Origin of the sequence: Modestobacter muralis, from assembly GCF_010682105.1 — a bacterium.
GTDB lineage: Bacteria > Actinomycetota > Actinomycetes > Mycobacteriales > Geodermatophilaceae > Modestobacter > Modestobacter muralis.
In genome coordinates this window covers 74,881-92,058 of record NZ_JAAGWH010000017.1, presented here as the reverse complement: position 1 = coordinate 92,058, position 17,178 = coordinate 74,881, and the positions used below count along the sequence as shown (strand labels likewise).

General features: G+C 74.4%; 16 protein-coding genes and 1 tRNA gene. 11 read left to right on the top strand and 6 right to left on the bottom strand.

Annotated features, from left to right (window positions below; translation table 11 throughout):
* Positions 1-132 precede the first annotated feature (132 nt).
* Positions 133-1,143 (top strand): DNA polymerase III subunit delta, encoded by a 1,011-nt coding sequence (gene holA, locus GCU67_RS08745; RefSeq protein ID WP_163610717.1) that lies wholly within the window; start codon positions 133-135, stop codon positions 1,141-1,143.
* Between the two features lie 124 nt (positions 1,144-1,267).
* On the opposite strand, the gene rpsT is transcribed toward holA, so the two are convergent.
* Complete coding sequence (gene rpsT, locus GCU67_RS22755) at positions 1,268-1,528, bottom strand: 30S ribosomal protein S20 (RefSeq protein WP_163610716.1); 261 nt, start codon at positions 1,526-1,528, stop codon at positions 1,268-1,270.
* Between the two features lie 301 nt (positions 1,529-1,829).
* Between rpsT and lepA the strand changes: the two genes are divergently transcribed.
* Together lepA and GCU67_RS08730 are read left to right on the top strand one after the other, a co-directional pair.
* On the top strand, positions 1,830-3,659 hold the full coding sequence (gene lepA / locus GCU67_RS08735) for a translation elongation factor 4 (RefSeq protein WP_163610715.1): 1,830 nt from the start codon (positions 1,830-1,832) through the stop codon (positions 3,657-3,659).
* A gap of 73 nt (positions 3,660-3,732) precedes the next feature.
* A complete protein-coding gene (locus tag GCU67_RS08730; protein ID WP_163610714.1) occupies positions 3,733-4,386 on the top strand; it encodes an MOSC domain-containing protein in 654 nt (217 codons plus the stop codon).
* 1 nt (position 4,387) lies between these two features.
* Here the strand turns inward: GCU67_RS08730 and GCU67_RS08725 are convergent, their stop codons facing one another.
* From GCU67_RS08725 to selD, 3 genes are read right to left on the bottom strand one after another with little or no spacing between them, the layout of a single operon-like run.
* A complete protein-coding gene (locus GCU67_RS08725; protein ID WP_163610713.1) occupies positions 4,388-5,353 on the bottom strand; it encodes a zinc-binding dehydrogenase in 966 nt (321 codons plus the stop codon).
* Between the two features lie 26 nt (positions 5,354-5,379).
* Positions 5,380-5,967, bottom strand: a complete 588-nt coding sequence (locus tag GCU67_RS08720) for a GDSL-type esterase/lipase family protein (protein ID WP_163610712.1) — start codon at positions 5,965-5,967, stop codon at positions 5,380-5,382.
* Between the two features lie 59 nt (positions 5,968-6,026).
* A complete protein-coding gene (selD, locus tag GCU67_RS08715) occupies positions 6,027-7,028 on the bottom strand; it encodes a selenide, water dikinase SelD (protein ID WP_163610711.1) in 1,002 nt (333 codons plus the stop codon).
* 61 nt (positions 7,029-7,089) lie between these two features.
* Between selD and GCU67_RS08710 the strand changes: the two genes are divergently transcribed.
* The 4 genes from GCU67_RS08710 (at position 7,090) to GCU67_RS08695 (ending at position 10,716) form a co-directional block, all read left to right on the top strand.
* A tRNA-OTHER gene (locus GCU67_RS08710) sits at positions 7,090-7,185 on the top strand.
* A 61-nt stretch (positions 7,186-7,246) separates the two neighbouring features.
* A complete protein-coding gene (gene selA / locus GCU67_RS08705) occupies positions 7,247-8,557 on the top strand; it encodes an L-seryl-tRNA(Sec) selenium transferase (RefSeq protein WP_163610710.1) in 1,311 nt (436 codons plus the stop codon).
* A complete protein-coding gene (selB, locus tag GCU67_RS22750) occupies positions 8,548-10,293 on the top strand; it encodes a selenocysteine-specific translation elongation factor (RefSeq protein ID WP_163610709.1) in 1,746 nt (581 codons plus the stop codon). Before selA ends, selB begins: the two co-directional genes overlap by 10 nt.
* 48 nt (positions 10,294-10,341) lie before the next feature.
* Positions 10,342-10,716, top strand: coding sequence for a PH domain-containing protein (locus tag GCU67_RS08695; RefSeq protein WP_163610708.1), 375 nt, complete (start codon positions 10,342-10,344; stop codon positions 10,714-10,716).
* A gap of 8 nt (positions 10,717-10,724) precedes the next feature.
* Here the strand turns inward: GCU67_RS08695 and GCU67_RS08690 are convergent, their stop codons facing one another.
* Positions 10,725-10,883, bottom strand: a complete 159-nt coding sequence (locus tag GCU67_RS08690) for a hypothetical protein (RefSeq protein WP_163610707.1) — start codon at positions 10,881-10,883, stop codon at positions 10,725-10,727.
* A gap of 166 nt (positions 10,884-11,049) precedes the next feature.
* Between GCU67_RS08690 and hemW the strand changes: the two genes are divergently transcribed.
* Positions 11,050-12,282: a radical SAM family heme chaperone HemW gene (gene hemW / locus GCU67_RS08685; protein WP_163610706.1), complete on the top strand. Its 1,233-nt coding sequence runs from the start codon at positions 11,050-11,052 to the stop codon at positions 12,280-12,282.
* 77 nt (positions 12,283-12,359) lie between these two features.
* Here hemW and recQ read toward each other — a convergent pair whose 3' ends face one another.
* Complete coding sequence (gene recQ, locus GCU67_RS08680) at positions 12,360-14,198, bottom strand: DNA helicase RecQ (protein ID WP_163610705.1); 1,839 nt, start codon at positions 14,196-14,198, stop codon at positions 12,360-12,362.
* A gap of 105 nt (positions 14,199-14,303) precedes the next feature.
* Between recQ and GCU67_RS08675 the strand changes: the two genes are divergently transcribed.
* The 3 genes from GCU67_RS08675 to GCU67_RS08665 all read left to right on the top strand — a co-directional run bounded on the left by GCU67_RS08675 (position 14,304) and on the right by GCU67_RS08665 (position 17,178).
* Positions 14,304-15,242, top strand: a complete 939-nt coding sequence (locus GCU67_RS08675) for an ATP-binding cassette domain-containing protein (protein WP_163610704.1) — start codon at positions 14,304-14,306, stop codon at positions 15,240-15,242.
* A complete protein-coding gene (locus GCU67_RS08670; protein WP_163610703.1) occupies positions 15,239-15,985 on the top strand; it encodes an ABC transporter permease in 747 nt (248 codons plus the stop codon). The genes GCU67_RS08675 and GCU67_RS08670 overlap by 4 nt, the downstream gene beginning before the upstream one ends.
* 83 nt (positions 15,986-16,068) lie before the next feature.
* Positions 16,069-17,178 (top strand): histidine kinase, encoded by a 1,110-nt coding sequence (locus tag GCU67_RS08665; RefSeq protein WP_163610702.1) that lies wholly within the window; start codon positions 16,069-16,071, stop codon positions 17,176-17,178.

The following is a 17,178-nucleotide window of genomic DNA, read 5'->3' as shown; positions in this document are numbered from 1 at the left end:
CGGCGTCCGCACCGGCCGCCCGCGCCGCGGCGTCCGCACCGGCCGCCCGCGTCGCGGGGTCCGCACCGGCTGCCCGGACCGGGGTGGCGGCGACGTCCCGGTCCGGTCGGTACCGCGTGGCAGCATGGGACCGTGGCAGCAGCACCCCCGGCACCGACGTCCCGCCTGCGCGTCGTGGCCGGCGAGGAGGAGCTGTTGCGCGCCCGGGCGGTCAGCGCCGTGCGCGCCGCGGTGCGCGAGGCCCACCCCGACAGCGAGGAGCACGAGCTCGCCGCTGCCGGGCTGGCGATCGGGCAGTTGACCGACTCCCTGGCGCCCTCGCTGTTCGGCGGGCACCGGCTCGTCGTCGTCACCGGCGTGCACGAGGCCGCGGCTGCGCTGGCCGAGAACCTGATCAGCTACACCAAGGACCCCGACCCGGAGCTGACCCTGGTGCTGGTCCACCACGGCGGCAAGCGGAACGAGGCGCTGGTCAAGGCGTTCAAGGCCGCCGGTGCCGCCATCGACGACTGCCCGAAGATCAGCTCGGCGGGGGAGCGGATCGCCTTTGTGCGCAACGAGGTGCGGCACGCCGGCGGCAGGATCACCCCGGACGCCGTCACCGCCCTGCTGGACGCCGTCGGCAACGACCTCCGCGGGCTGTCGGCCGCGGCGAGCCAGCTGGTGTCGGACTTCGGCGGGTCGATCGACGCCGACGCGGTCGCCCGCTTCCACCGCGGGCAGGCCGAGGTCACCGGCTTCACCGTCGCCGAGCGGGTGTTGGTGGGCGACACGGCCGGCTCGGTCGAGATGCTGCGCTGGGCGCTCGACCGCGGGGTCGCCCACGTGCTGATCGCCGACGCGCTGGCCGACGGCGTCCGGACCGCGGCCCGGGTCGCCTCGCTGAACACCACGAACATCGGTGAGCTGGCCCGCCAGCTCAAGCTCCCGCCGTGGAAGGTCAAGAAGGCCCAGTCCCAGGCCCGCGGCTGGACCATCGACGCGCTGCAGCAGGCGATCGGCGTGGCCGCCACGCTCAATGCGGACGTGAAGGGCGCCGCCGCGAGCGCCGACTACGCCCTCGAGCGCGCCATCCGGCAGCTGGTGGAGATCCGGTCGGCCGGCGCCGCTGGCCGCGGCGAGCGGGCCCGCTCCTTCCGCTGACCGACCCGCCGGGTCGATCGGCCCGGCGGTCCCGCGTCGGGCCCCGGAACGGCGACGAGCCCCTCTCCCGGCGGGGGAGAGGGGCTCGTCGGCGAGGCGACCGGCGGGCGGTCGCCTCGGGAGGTCAGAGGCTGGCGACCTTCTTGGCCAGCGCCGACTTGCGGTTCGCCGCCTGGTTCTTGTGGATGATGCCCTTGCTGGCGGCCTTGTCCAGCGCCTTGCTGGCGATCTGCAGCGCGGTGGCGGCAGCTTCCTTGTCGCCGGCCTCGGCGGCCGAGCGGAAACGACGCACCTGCGTCTTCAGCGAGGACTTGACCGCGACGTTGCGCTTGCGCGCGATCTCGTTGGTCTTGATCCGCTTGATCTGGGACTTGATGTTCGCCACGCGTGAGCCTCGAATGTCTGCTGGGAGTCTGGGTCGGTGCTGGTGCTGAGTCGCGCGTCCACGGCGCAACTGAGCGCACTGCGGACCGGTCTCTGAAGATACCAGCCCTGTGCCGCCCACCCAACAGCCGCAGGTCACCCGCGACCCGGGGACGGGGGCCGGTCGGCGTCCGCGGCTTGGCGGGGAGCGGTCGGAGGGCGGGAGCGGACCGCCCGGCAGGGGCACCGGGCCGCCGGGGGCCACGGCGACTCGACGGCCGATCGCTTCGCCGGGTGCGAGTCCATGGGACGATGGGCGCACTGTGACGACTCCTGCCAGCACCGATCCCGCCCGGATCCGGAACTTCTGCATCATCGCCCACATCGACCACGGCAAGTCGACGCTGGCCGACCGGATGCTCGAGGTGACCGGCATCGTCGAGGGGCGCCAGATGCGCGCCCAGTACCTCGACCGGATGGACATCGAGCGCGAACGCGGCATCACCATCAAGTCGCAGAACGTGCGGCTGCCCTGGACGGTCGGGGACGAGGAGTTCGTCCTCGACATGATCGACACCCCCGGGCACGTCGACTTCACCTACGAGGTGTCCCGGTCGCTGGCCGCCTGCGAGGGTGCGGTGCTCCTGGTCGACGCCGCGCAGGGCATCGAGGCGCAGACGCTGGCGAACCTGTACCTGGCGCTCGAGAACAACCTGACGATCATCCCGGTGCTGAACAAGATCGACCTGCCGGCCGCTCAGCCGGAGAAGTTCGCCGCGGAGATCGCCAACATCATCGGCTGCGAGCCCGGCGACGTCCTGCGGGTCAGTGGCAAGACCGGCGTGGGCGTGCCGGAGCTGCTGAACGAGATCGTCGCCAAGATCCCGGCCCCGGTCGGCAACGCCGAGGGCCCCGCGCGGGCGATGATCTTCGACTCCGTCTACGACATCTACCGCGGCGTCATCACCTACGTCCGCGTGATGGACGGCCGGATCAGCGGCCGCGACCGGATCAAGATGATGTCCACCGGCGCGAACCACGAGCTGCTGGAGATCGGCGTCATCTCCCCGGAGCCCAAGCCGGTCGAGGGGCTCGGGGTCGGCGAGGTCGGCTACTTCATCACCGGGGTGAAGGACGTCCGCCAGTCCCGCGTCGGTGACACCGTCACCCTGCAGCACAAGCCGGCCGCCGAGCCGATCGGTGGCTACAGCGACCCCAAGCCGATGGTCTACTCCGGCCTGTACCCGATCGACGGCAGCGAGTACCAACTGCTGCGCGAGGCGCTGGACAAGCTGCTGCTCAACGACGCCGCGCTGGTCTACGAGCCCGAGACCTCCGCCGCGCTGGGCTTCGGCTTCCGGGTCGGCTTCCTCGGCCTGCTGCACCTGGAGATCGTCCGCGAGCGGCTGGAGCGCGAGGCCGGGCTGAGCCTGATCTCCACCGCACCCAACGTCGTCTACCGGGTGGTCATGGAGGACAAGAGCGAGGTCGTCGTCACCAACCCCAGCGACTGGCCGCACGGCAAGATGGAGGCCGTCTACGAGCCGGTCGTCAACGCCACGATCATCGCCCCCAGCGACTACACCGGCGCGATCATGGAGCTCTGCCAGGGCCGCCGCGGCGCGCTGACCGGCATGGACTACCTGTCCGAGACCCGCGTCGAGCTGCGCTACGTGCTACCCCTCGGCGAGATCATCTTCGACTTCTTCGACGCGCTGAAGTCCCGCACCCGCGGCTACGCGAGCCTGGACTACCAGGAGGCCGGCGAGCAGGTGTCCGACCTGGTGAAGGTGGACATCCTGCTGCAGGGCGAGGCCGTCGACGCGTTCTCCGCGATCGTGCACAAGGACAAGGCGTACAGCTACGGCGTGCTGATGGCCGGCAAGCTCCGCGAGCTCATCCCGCGCCAGCAGTTCGAGGTGCCGATCCAGGCCGCCGTCGGCGCCCGGGTCATCGCCCGCGAGACGGTGCGCGCGATCCGCAAGGACGTGCTGGCCAAGTGCTACGGCGGTGACATCACCCGCAAGCGCAAGCTGCTGGAGAAGCAGAAGGAGGGCAAGAAGCGGATGAAGATGGTCGGCCGCGTCGAGGTCCCCCAGGAGGCCTTCGTGGCCGCGCTCTCCACCAACGAGTCCACGGCCAGCAAGAAGTGAGCGAGCTCGCGAGCTCACTCAGCGGCACGGCACCCTCGGGCACGTGCTCGGCGAGCGCCAGCGAGCTGGGCGCGTGACCGGGCGGCTGGAGGCGGTCTGCGTCTCAGGGAGCGACCTCCTGCCGCTGCCGGACAAGCGCCCGAACCGCTCCGGGATCGACAAGCACCCGGTCGCCGGTCGCGTCGCCGTCCACCCGCTGGGTCTGGACGGCGACGTGCAGGTCAACAAGAAGCACCACGGAGGCGAGGGTCAGGCGGTCTACGCCTACGCCCAGGCCGACGCCGACTTCTGGTCCGCGGAGCTGGGCCGGGAGCTGCCGCCGGGCCGGTTCGGGGAGAACCTGCGCACGTCCGGGCTGGACCTGAACGAGGCGGTCTTCGGCGAGCGCTGGCAGATCGGGACCGCCCTGCTCGAGGTGACCGCCTGGCGCACCCCGTGCGCCAACTTCGCCCGCTTCTGGGGCGTGCCGGACCTGGTCAAGCGCTTCGCCGCCCATGGCGCGACCGGCGTCTACCTCCGCGTGCTGGAGACCGGCGAGATCGGTGCCGGCGACGCCGTCGGGGTGGTCTCCCGTCCCGACCACGGGATCACGGTGCAGACCGGCTTCCGGATCGTGATGACCCAGCGCGCGCGGCTGCCCGAACTCGAGCCGGCGCTGCCGTTCATGCCGGTCAAGGACCAGTCGGTGCTCGCCGCCAAGATCGAGCGGCAGCGCGCCCGGGCGTAGCTCAGACCGAGAAGACGATCTTCCCGGCGGTCCGGCCCTCGAGCATCCGGGCGAAGCCCTCGTGCGCCTGGGTGAGCGGCAGCTCGACGTCGATCTGCGGCCGCACGCCGGTGACCTCCAGCATGCGCATCAGCTGCTGCAGCTCCTCGCGGGTGCCCATCGTCGAGCCGACCACCGACAGCTGGGTGAAGAACACCCGGTTGAGCTCCGCGCTCGGGTCGAAGCCGGTGGTCGCCCCGCAGGTGACGACGACGCCGCCCGGCTTCAGCGACCGGATGCTGTGGCCCCAGGTGGCCTTGCCGACGCTCTCCATGACGCCGTCCACCCGCTCGGGCAGCCGCGCGCCGGGCTCGAAGGCCTGCTCCGCGCCGAGTGCGAGCGCCGCCGTCCGCTTCTCCTCGCTGCGCCCGGTCACCCACATCCGGTAGCCGGCCGCACTGCCCAGCTGCACGAGCGCGGTGGCCACGCCGCCGCTGGCGCCCTGCACGAGCACGGTCTGGCCCGGCCGCAGGCCCGAGCGGACGAACAGCATCCGGTAGGCGGTCAGCCAGGCGGTGGGCAGGGAGGCGGCCTCAGCGAACGACAGCGCCGCCGGCTTCGGGACGACGTTGCGCGCCGGGACGACGACCCGCTCGGCCAGCGTGCCCTGGTACCGCTCGGACAGCAGCGAGCGCTTCGGGTCCAGCGTCTCGTCACCGGTCCAGCCGGGGCTGGAGACCACCGCGTGGACGACGACCTCCTTCCCGTCGGCGTCGGTGCCCGCGGCGTCGCAGCCCAGCACCATCGGCATCCGCTCGGCCGGCAGCCCGACGCCGCGCAGGCTGAACAGGTCGTGGTGGTTGAGGGCCGCAGCCTTCACCGTCACCGTCGTCCAGCCCTCGGGCGCCTCGGGCTCGGGGCGCTCGCCGACCTCCAGCACCGAGAGCGGGTCGTCGGGCGAGGGCGTGGAGACGAAGGCGGCCAGCATGCCGGGACGGTATCCGAGCGGGCCGGTCAGCGCCCCGGCTCGGCGATCCAGTCGTCCCAGGCAGGGCGGACGAGCACGGCCAGCTCGGCGTACCCGGCCGCACCGGGGTGCGCCCCGTCGCCGGTGGTCACCTCGCGCATCCACACCGGACTGGCCAGCAACGGGGTGAGGACGCCGACGTAGGGGACCCCGCGCTCCCGGCAGACCTCGGCGAACGCGGCGTCCAGCCCGGCCGTGCGCCCGTTCTGCGCGACGTCGTCCACTGGTGGGGGGCCGACTACGAGCACCGGCCAGGGGCTGTCCGCCAGCAGGGCGGCCAGGTGGGCGGCCGAGTCGGCGGGGGCGACCCGGGGGACGCCGTCGACCAGCGTCGTGTCGTTGACCCCGAAGGAGACGACGACCCGTCCGTCGACGTCTGCGGGCAGCCGCAGGTCGCACTCCGCGCGCCAGCGGGCCAGCACCTGCCGGCTGGTCTGCCCGCGGACGCCCAGGACGTAGGACGTCAGCGGCACCGGGCTGCGAGCGGCCAGCCGGCCGACCCAGCCCAGGTGGTCCGGGTCCCCGACGCCTGCGACGAACGAGTCGCCGACGGCGCAGACCCGGACGTCGCTCACCGGACGACCCACTCGGTCCGCTCCTCGCTCGCTGGCGCTCGCTGCGATGCTCCGTGCAGTCACCGGACGACGACCGCGAACTCCTGCTGGGCCACGAACTCGCCGATCACCGGGGCGCCGGGCACCTCGCCGCCCAGCAGCAGGCCACCGGAGGTCTGCGCGTCGGCCAGCAGCAGCGCCTCGTCGTCGGACACGTGCGACAGGTCGGTGTGCGGGCGCACCCAGTCCAGGTTGCGCCGGGTGCCGCCGGAGACCCACCCGTCGGCCACGGCCTGCCGGGCGCCGGCCAGGTACGGGACGGCGGCGGCGTCGACGACCGCAGTGACGCCACTGGCCCGCGCCATCTTGTAGAGGTGGCCGAGCAGGCCGAAGCCGGTGACGTCGGTGCCCGCGCGGATCCCGGCGGCCACGGCGGCGACCGAGGCCTCGGCGTTGAGCGCGCCCATCGACGCGATCGCCTCGGGCGAGGGCTCGCCGGTGTTCTTCATCCGGTTGTTGAGCACTCCGACGCCCAGCGGCTTGGTCAGCGACAGCGCGGTGCCGGCCACCGCCGCGTCGTTGCGGATCAGCTTCTCCAGGTCGACCAGGCCGGTGACGGCCATGCCGTAGGTGGGCTCGGGGGAGTCGATCGAGTGCCCGCCGCCGACGTGGCAGCCGGCCTCGTGGGCGACCTCCAGCCCACCGCGCAGCACCTCGGCGATGAGCTCGGTGGGCAGCACGTCGCGCGGCCAGCCGAGCAGGTTCACCGCCACGACCGGGGTGCCGCCCATCGCGTAGACGTCGGACAGCGCGTTGGCCGCGGCGATCCGGCCGAAGGCGTACGCGTCGTCGACGACCGGGGTGAAGAAGTCGGTGGTGAGCACCAGGCCCTGCCCGCCGGCCAGGCGCACCACCGCGGCGTCGTCGCCGTCGTCCAGGCCGACGACCAGCTCTGCCGCGGGGTCCCGGGGGCCGGTGTGGGTCAGGCCGGCGACGACCGCCTCCAGCTCGCCGGGCGGGATCTTGCAGGCGCACCCGCCACCGTGGGCGAACTGGGTCAGGCGGACAGCGGTCGCGGTCATGGCCCGAATCTACGACCGGTGCGCGCGGCCCGTCGGCGGGGAGGCCAGTAGGCTCGGCGGTGGAGGCGTCAGGGTGTCTGGTGGCCCCCGCGGCCTCTAAAGCCGACGTGATCGAGCATCTCGGTCAGGCGGGTTCGATTCCCGTCCGCCTCCGCCATCCGGTGTGCGGAGCCGGCCTCGGGGCCGGCTCCGCACCGGCGACCTACGCTGGTCCGGTCATGACCGGAGACCCCCGCCGCACCGTCCCCCGCACCGACGCCGTGCTGGCCGAGCCGCCGGTGGCCGCCGCCGTCGCACGGCTGGGCCGGGAGCTGGTGAAGACCGCCGTGCAGGCCGTCCAGCAGCGGGTGCGCGCCGGTGAGCTCGCTCCTGACGGTGTCGTCCCGGCGGTGCTCGCGCAGCTGCCCGGCACCGCGTCCAGCCTGTCGCCGGTGCTCAACGCGACCGGGGTGCTGGTGCACACCAACCTCGGCCGGGCGCCGTGGTCGGCCGCGGCCGTGGAGGCGGTGGTCGCGGCCAGCGGCACCACCGACGTGGAGCTGGACCTGGGCACCGGCCGCCGCGGTCCGCGCGGGGAGGGTGCGCTCGGCGCGCTGCTGGAGGCGGTCCCGGCCGCCGAGGCCGCACTGGTGGTCAACAACTGCGCGGCCGCCCTCGCCCTGGTCGCCACCGCGCTGGGCGGTGAGCTGGTCATCGCCCGCGGTGAGCTGGTCGAGATCGGCGACGGCTTCCGGATCCCGGACCTGCTGGAGTCCACCGGCGCCCGGCTGCACGAGGTCGGCACGACCAACCGCGCCTCGGTCGCCGACTACACCGCGGCCCTGGGCCCGGACACCGGCGCGGTGCTCAAGGTGCACCCGTCCAACTTCGTCGTCCGCGGCTTCACCCGGTCGGTCGAGGTCGCCGAGCTCGCCCCGGCGCTGGCCGGCACCGGCGTCCCGCTGGTCGCCGACGTCGGCAGTGGGCTGCTGCGCCCGCACCTGCTGCTGCCCGACGAGCCGGATCTGCAGACGACGCTGGCCGCCGGCGCGGACCTGGTCATGTGCAGCGGGGACAAGCTGCTCGGCGGGCCGCAGGCCGGCATCGTGCTGGGCCGCGCCGACCTGGTGCAGCGGCTGCGCCGGCACCCGCTCTACCGGGCGCTGCGCGTCGACAAGACCACCCTCGCCGCGCTGGAGGCCACGCTGCGCGGCCCGGTGCCGCCGGTGCGGCACATGCTCGACGCCGGTCCCGCGCAGCTGCACGCCCGGGCCACCGCGGTCGCCGCCGCGCTGCGGGCCGGCGGCGTCGAGGCGGTCGCGGTCGAGGCCACCGCCCGGGTCGGCGGGGGAGGGGCGCCGGAGTTCGAGCTGCCCAGCGCCGCCGTCGCCCTCGACGTCCGGTTCGCCGAGCCGCTGCGCACGGCCAGCCCGCCGGTGGTCGGCTACGTCGAGGGCGGCCGCACGCTGCTGGACGTGCGCAGCCTGCAGCCGGCCCAGGACGAGGAGCTCACCCGCGTCGTGCTGGAGGTGGCGCGCAGGTGGACGTGATCGCCACCGCCGGCCACGTCGACCACGGCAAGTCGACGCTGGTCCGCGCGCTCACCGGCATGGAGCCCGACCGGTGGGAGGAGGAGCGCCGCCGCGGCCTGACCATCGACCTCGGGTTCGCCTGGACGACGCTGCCCTCGGGTCGCCGGCTCGCGGTGGTCGACGTCCCCGGGCACGAGCGGTTCGTGGGCAACATGCTCGCCGGCGTCGGCTCGGTGCCGGCCGCCCTGGTCGTGGTCGCCGCCGACGACGGCTGGTCGGCGCAGACCGCCGAGCACGTCGCGGTGCTCGACGCCCTCGGGGTGCGGCACGGGCTGCTCGCGGTCACCAAGTCCGACCTCGCCGACGCCGCGCCCGTGCTCGCCGACGCCGGGGAGCGGCTGGCCGGCACCTCGCTGGGCCGGCTGCCCGCGGTCGCGGTGAGCGCCCGCACCGGCGCCGGTCTGGCCGAGCTGTCGGCGCTGCTGGAGCAGCTGCTCGCCGGCCTGCCCGCGCCCGACCCGGTCGCGCCGGTGCGGCTGTGGGTCGACCGCGCCTTCACGATCAAGGGCGCCGGCACCGTGGTCACCGGCACCCTCGCCGCGGGCACCGTGGCCGCCGGCGACCGGCTGGACCTGGGCGGCGAGCTGGTCACGGTGCGCGGCCTGCAGTCCCTCGGTGAGCCGGTCGAGTCGGCCACCGCGACCGCCCGGGTGGCGCTGAACCTGCGGGGCGTCGCGGTCGAGCAGCTGTCCCGGGGTGCGGCGCTGCTGACCCCGGACGCCTTCCGGCGCACCACCGACCTCGACGTCTCCCTGGTGTCCCCGGTCGAGGACCGGCTGCCCGCCGAGCTGGTCGTGCACATCGGCTCGGCGACGGTGGCGGCCCGGGTGCGACCGCTGGACGGCAGTGCGCTGCGGCTGCGCCTGACCGAGCCGTTGCCGCTCCGGGTCGGCGACCGGCTGCTGCTGCGCGACCCCGGTGCCCGCCGGGTGTTCGGCGCGGACGTACGGGACGTCGACCCGCCTGAGCTGCGCCGCCGGGGTGCGGCCGCCACCCGTGCGGCCGAGCTGGCCGAGCAGCCGACCGGTGAGGCGGGGGCGCTCGCCGACCTGGCCCGGCGGCGGTTCGTGCGCCGGGCGGACTTCGTGGCGATGGGCTGGCCGGTGCCGGCCGGCGTCCCGGCCGTGGGTCCGTGGCTGGTCGCGCCCGCGCTGGTCGACGAGCTGGCGGCCCGGGTGCCGCAGGTGGTGGCCCGCTACCGGCAGCTCCGCCCGCTGGAGCCCGGCCCGCCGGTGGCCGTGCTGCGCTCGGCGCTGGAGCTGCCGGATGCGGAGCTGGTGCCGGCGTTCGTGCGCCCGCCACTGTCGCTGCGCGACGGCCGGGTGGTGGCCGAGTCGGCGGGGTTGCCGCCGGAGGTGCAGCGTGCGGTCGACGGCATCCGCGCCCGGCTGGCCCAGGAGCCGTTCGCCGCACCGGAGGCCGGTGACCTGGTCGCGGCCGGGCTGGGTGCCAGGGAGCTGGCGGCGGCAGTGCGCGACGAGCAGCTGGTGCGGATCAGCGAGGGCATCTACCTCGCACCCGGCGCCGCCGAGGTGGCTCGGGCCCGGCTGGCCGGGCTGCCGCAGCCGTTCACGCTGAGCCAGGCCCGGCAGGCGTGGGGCACCAGCCGCCGGGTCGCCGTCCCGCTGGCCGAGTGGCTCGACGCCCGCGGGGTCACCGTGCGCCAGCCGGACAACACCCGCCGCCTGCGCTGACCGGCGTGGGAGCGCTGTTCCGGACGGTCTCGTCCCTATGGTGACGCGGTGATCGACTTCTCGAACGGTTCCGTGTTCAAGCTCAGCCCGTGCAAGCCCGACGAGATCGCGCCGGCCGTCGCACCGCTGCTCGTGCCCGGCGAGCAGTTCGTCGCGACCTTCAAGGCGGTGCGCGACTTCGTCGTCTTCACCGACAAGCGGCTCATCGCGGTCAACGTGCAGGGCATCACCGGCAAGAAGCGGGACTTCACCTCCCTGCCCTACAGCAAGGTCCAGGCGTTCTCGATCGAGACCGCCGGCACCTTCGACCTCGACGCCGAGCTCGACCTCTGGTTCAGCGGGTTGGGCAAGGTCCGGCTGGAGTTCAAGGGCAGTGCCGACATCCGCCAGCTCGGCCAGATGATCGCCACCTACGTGCTCTGACCTCTGGGTCAGGTCGTGGGGCCGAACAGCGCCGACCGCCAGGCCTCCGGCACCGGAGGGTCCACGACCACCCGCGGGTCGGCGTCCGAGGTCTCCACGACCTCCTCGGGCTGGACGCGCTCAGGGAGCTGCCGGTACTGCGCCCGCGGGTCCTCCGGATCGGTCATCCGCCCAGCGTGGAGTGCTGATCAGCAGGCGGCAAGGGGTCCGCGGACGCTTGTGCTCTGCTCCCTCCGAGGGAGCAGAGCACAAGCGTCGGCAGAGCACCGTTGTGGAGGTCACCCGCCGCGCAGCGTCGGTGGGTTGCCGCGGGCGGTCACACTGGGACCAGCGATGACCACCACCCTGCCGCTCCTCGGCCAGACCCCCGCCCTGCCGGCCGACCCTTCGATGCTCCCGGCGTCGGCGCGCGCGGGCCTGCGGACGACGCCCTTCGGCCTCTACGTGCACGTGCCGTTCTGCGCGACCCGCTGCGGCTACTGCGACTTCAACACCTACACGTCCGACGAGCTGGGCCCCGGCGCCAACCGCAGCGAGTACGCCGGGACGGCGATCGCCGAGCTGCGGCTGGCCGCGCAGGTGCTGGGCCCGGACCTGCCCGCGGTGCAGACCGTGTTCGTCGGCGGCGGCACTCCCACGCTGCTGCCCGCCCACGACCTGGTCGCGGTGATGGACGCCGTCCGCGAGCTCTTCCCGGTCGCTACCGACGTCGAGGTCACCACCGAGGCCAACCCCGAGTCGGTGACGCCGGAGTCGCTGGCCACCCTGCGTGCGGGCGGCTTCACCCGGATCAGCCTGGGCATGCAGTCCGCAGCCGAGCACGTGCTCGCCGTCCTGGACCGCCGGCACACCCCCGGGCGCGCGGTGCAGGCGGCGCACGAGGCCCGGGCCGCCGGCTTCGAGCACGTCAACCTGGACCTCATTTACGGCGCACCGGGGGAGTCCGACGCCGACTGGCAGGCCTCGGTCGACGCCGTGCTGGCCGCACCCGTCGACCACGTGAGCGCCTACGCCCTCATCGTCGAGCAGGGCACCCGGCTGGCCCGCCGGGTCGCCAAGGGCGAGCTGCCCATGCCCGACGACGACGTGCTGGCCGACCGGTACGAGATGGCCGACCAGGCCTTCGGCGGTGCGGGGCTCGGCTGGTACGAGGTGTCCAACTGGGCCCGCGACCGCGCCGCCCGCTGCCGGCACAACGAGCTGTACTGGGCCAACGCCAACTGGTGGGGGATCGGCCCGGGCGCGCACTCCCACGTCGGCGGGCTGCGCTGGTGGAACGTCAAGCACCCGGCCGCCTACGCCGACCGGATCGCCGCCGGTCTGCACCCGGCCGCCGACACCGAGCTCCTCAGCCCCGACGACCAGGCGCTGGAGCGGGTGATGCTCGGGCTGCGGCTGCGCGACGGGCTGCCGTTGGCGGCCCTGTCGGCGGCGGGGCAGGCGCGGGCCGCCGAGGCCGTCGTCCGTGGGCTGCTGGAGGCGGCGCCGCACGAGGCCGGGCTCGCCGTCCTCACCGACCGCGGCCGGCTGCTCGCCGACGCCGTCGTCCGCGACCTCACCGACTGAGGAAGCACCGCTGCCCCCTGCCCCTCGCAGGCTCACGGCGGGCCCCTGCAGCGGGGCCGTGGCCGGGGCGGGGGCCGTCAGGCGTGCAGGGCGGCGAGCAGTGACTGGCCGTAGCGCTCGAGCTTGGCCGCGCCCACGCCGCTGACCGTGCCCAGGGCCGCCAGGGTGGCCGGCTCCTCGGTGGCGATCTGGCGCAGCGTCGCGTCGTGGAAGACCACGTAGGCCGGCACGCCCTGCTCCTTGGCCGTCGCCGCGCGCCAGGCCCGCAGCCGTTCGAAGGCACCGGCGGCCGCCGCCGGCAGCTCGGGGGCGGCGGTCGCGCGGTCCTTGCGCGCGGACCGGCCCGAGCGGGCGGGGCGGTCGGGGTCGCGGCGCATCAGCACGGTCTGCTCCCGGCGCAGCACCGGCCCGCTGGCCTCGCTGAGCGCCAGGGTGGCGTACTCGCCCTGCACCGCCAGCAGCCCCTGGGCCAGCAGCTGGCGGGCGACACCGCGCCACTGGCCCTCGGTCAGGTCGGTGCCGATGCCGAAGGTGGTCAGCTCGTCGTGCGAGTGCTGGGCGACCTTCTCGGTGCGCTTGCCCAGCAGGATGTCGATCGACTGGCCGGCCCCGAAGGACTGGCCGCGCTCGCGCTGCAGCCGCAGCACCGTCGACAGCAGCTTCTGCGCCGGCACGGTGGCGTCCCAGGACTCCGGTGGGGTCAGGCAGGTGTCGCAGTTGCCGCAGGGCGCGCTCTCCTGCCCGAAGTGGGCCAGCAGTCGCACCCGCCGGCACTCGACGGTCTCGCAGAGCGCCAGCATCGCGTCCAGCTGGGCCGACAGCACCCGCCGGTGCGCGGCGTCGCCGTCCGAGGTCTGGATCATCTTGCGCTGTTGGACGACGTCGGCCAGGCCGTAGGCCAGCCACGCGGTGGCCGGCTGCCCGTCGCGGCCGGCGCGGCCGGTCTCCTGGTAGTACCCCTCCACCGACTTGGGCAGGTCCAGGTGGGCGACGAACCGGACGTCGGGCTTGTCGATGCCCATGCCGAAGGCGATGGTCGCCACCATCACCAGGCCGTCCTCGCGCAGGAAGCGGGACTGGTTGCGCGCGCGCACCTGCTGGTCCAGGCCCGCGTGGTACGGCAGCGCCGGGATGCCCTGGGCCACCAGGAAGTCCGCGGTCTTCTCCACCGACGCCCGGGACAGGCAGTAGACGATGCCGGCGTCGCCGGGGTGCTCGGTGCGCAGCAGGTCCAGCAGCTGCTTCTGCGGTTGGTCCTTCGGCGCGATCCGGTACTGGATGTTGGGCCGGTCGAAGCCGGCGACCACGTGCAGGGCGTCGTCGAGCTGCAGCCGGGTGCTGATCTCGGCGTGCGTGGTCGGGGTGGCCGTCGCGGTCAGCGCGATCCGCGGGACGTCGGGCCAGCGCTCGTGCAGCATCGACAGGGCCAGGTAGTCGGGCCGGAAGTCGTGACCCCACTGGGCGACGCAGTGCGCCTCGTCGATCGCGAACAGCGCGATCTTCCCGCGCTCGAGCAGCCGGGCGGTGGGGGAGGAGCCGCCGCCCAGGGACTCTGGAGCGACGTAGAGCAGGTCCAGCTCCTGGGCCAGGAACGCCTGCTCGACGGCGCGGCGCTCGTCCCGGTCCTGGCTGGAGTTGAGGAACCCCGCCCGGACGCCGAGGGCGGTGAGGGCGTCGACCTGGTCCTGCATCAGCGCGATCAGCGGGGAGACGACCACGCCCACGCCCTCCCGCAGCAGCGAGGGCACCTGGTAGCACAGCGACTTGCCGCCACCGGTGGGCATGAGCACCAGCGCGTCACCGCCGGCGACGACGTGGTCGACCACCTCGCGCTGCGGGCCGCGGAAGGCGTCGTAGCCGAACACCCGCTCCAGCACCTCGAGCGCGGGGTCCACGGGGGCCTCGATGACGTCCACACCGCGAGCGTAGGCGGGTGCCGGGCCCTCGTCTGACATCCGTCAGACGCTGTGGACGACGTCCGGCACTACCGCCCGGCAGGTCCGCTCCCGCAGGCTGACCGCATGCCCGAGAACCCGGCCCTCGACGTCGAGGGGCTGACCGTCCGCTACGGCGCCACCGTGGCCGTCGACGCGCTCGACCTGCACGTCCCGCGTGGGCAGACCGTCGCCCTCCTCGGCTCCAACGGGGCCGGCAAGTCCTCGGTCCTCAACGCCACGCTCGGCCTGTTCCGCCCGGCCGCCGGACACGTCCGGCTGCTGGGCCGGGCGCCGGCCGACGCCATCCGCTCCGGCGGGGTCGGGGCGATGCTGCAGCACGGTGGCCTGCCCAGTGAGACGAAGGTCGGTGAGGTGCTGACCCTGGTCCGCCGGCGGTATGCCGATCCGTGGCCGCTGGAGGACCTGCTGGCCACCGCCGGCATCGAGGGCCTCCTCGGCCGCGGGGTCGACGCCCTGTCCGGCGGTCAGCGGCAGCGGGTGCTGCTGGCGCTCGCCCTGGCCGGTGCCCCGCCGCTGCTGGTGCTCGACGAGCCCACCTCGGCCATGGACGTCGAGGGGCGGCAGGCCTTCTGGACCACGATGCGCGGCCTGGCCGACCGCGGGCACACCGTCGTCTTCGCCACCCACCACCTGGACGAGGCCGACGCGGTCGCCGACCGGGTGGTGGTCGTCGACGCCGGCCGGGTGGTCGCCGACGGGTCCGCCGCCGCGATCAAGTCACGCGTCGCCGGCCGCACCGTCTCGTTCCGCTGCCCGGGGTCGCGCGACGGGCTGACCGGGCTGCCGGGGGTCACCGCCGTCGGCGGGGTGGGTGAGCTGGTGGAACTGGCGACCTCCGACGCGGAGAGCACGTTGCGCGCCCTGCTGGCCGACCGCGCCTCCCTGCCCGGCCTCGAGGTGCGCGGCGCCACCCTCGAACAGGCCTTCCTGCACCTGACCACCCAGCACACCACCACCCAGCACCCGACCACCAGGACCGTCGACGAGCGGAGCACCCGATGACCGACCTGCTGCTGTTCCAGCTGCGCCGGGTGGGCCGCAACCGGCAGTACGTGTTCTTCACCATCGTGCTGCCGGCGCTGTTCACGGTCCTGTTCACCCAGGTGTTCGGCGCCCAGGCCACCGCCGACGGCGGGCAGGCCGACTACGCCGAGCTCTACATGGTCTCGATGATGAGCTACGGCGCCATCGGCGCGGCCCTGGGCGCGACCATCCGGCTGGCCTTCGACCGCTCCACCGGCTGGCTGCGCCAGCTGCGGGTCACGCCTGTCCCGTCGGGCACCGCGCTCACCGTCGACGTCGCCGTGGGCGCCCTGCTGGTGCTGCCCAGCCTGGTGGTGGTGGCGCTGGTCGGGCGGTTCGTCAACGGCGTCGAGCTGGGGCTGGGCAGCTGGCTGGCGTTGATCGGCGTCCTGTGGGCCGGCTCGGTGGTCTTCGTCGCGCTCGGCATCGGGCTGGGCATCGCCCTGGACTCCCAGGCCGCGGGGGCGGCGATGGGCATCGCCGGGACGGCGTTGGCGGCACTGGGCGGGCTGTGGTGGCCGGTCGAGATCCTGCCCGGCGGGCTGGTCGCGCTGGCGCACGCGATGCCCTCCTACTGGTACGCCCAGCTGGGCCGGGACGTCGTCTCCGGGAACGCCCCCTCCGCGCAGGCGGTGCTGGTGCTGCTCGCCTTCACCGCCGTCTTCTGCACCGCCGCCGTGGCCGTCGTCCGGCGTCGTCCGCTGCACGCGGTCGCCGGCTGATGGAGGACCCCACGACCGCCCACCACCCGCAGGCTCGCGGCGGGCTCCCTGCAGCGGGGCCGACGGGCGGGAGCGTCCGGCGGGTGGACCGGTCGACCCGGTGGGGGCAGGCGATCTGGGCCGTGCCGTGGCTGCTGTTCCAGTGGTTCCCGGTCAGCGACCTGGTGACCACCGACCGGCCGGCGCCCGCCCGGTGGGCCGGCGCGATCGGGCTGCTCGCCTTCACGCTCGTCTACCTGCGGGTGATGGGGCAGCTCGGCCGGCCGCGGGCGCTGCGGGCGGACTTCGTGGTGATGGTGGTGCTCGCCGCCGCCCTGGCCGGGGGGTTCGGGGCGAACTGGTCGGGACTGATGATCTACGTCTCCGCCGCGGCCGCCGCCGCCCTGCCGTGGCGGTGGGTCTGGCCGGCGGTGGTCGCCGCAGCCCTGCTGTGCCTGGCGGTCATCCTGGCCGACGAGGACTCCGGGCTGCTGTTCCTGCCGCCCATCTGCCTGCTCACCGCCTTCGGCATCCGCGGCACCGGGTACCTGATGACCGTCAACCGCGAGCTGCAGCAGGCACGTGAGGAGCTGGCCCGGCACGCCGTCGCCGAGGAGCGGCTGCGCTTCGCCCGGGACCTGCACGACCTGCTCGGGCACTCGCTGTCGCTGATCGCGCTCAAGAGCGAGCTGGCCCGGCGGCTTGCCCTGGTCGACCCGGTCCGGGCGGGCGCGGAGATGGCCGACGTCGAGGACGCCGCCCGCCAGGCGCTGGCCGAGGTGCGCGAGGCGGTCAGCGGCTACCGGCAGGTGACCTGCGGGCAGGCTCTGGCCGAGGCGCGGGCGGCGCTGACCGGCGCGGGCATCACGGTGCGGCTGCCCGACCGGGTCCCGGTGCTGCCGGTCGGTACCGACGCCGCGCTGGGTTGGGTGGTGCGCGAGGCCACCACCAACGTGCTGCGGCACAGCGGCGCCGGGCAGGTCACCGTCGCGCTGACCGAGGACGGCGGCCGGGCGGTGCTCACGGTCACCGACGACGGCCGCGGGGGAGTGCCCGGGGTGACCGTGCTGGGGACGTCGCCCGGCTCGGGGCTGGCCGGGCTGCGCGAGCGGGTGGGCGCGCTGGGCGGTGAGCTGGTCGCCGGACCCGGGGACGACGGCGGCTACCGGCTCCGCGCGTCGGTGCCGCTGACGTCTGCGACGGTGGACGCATGA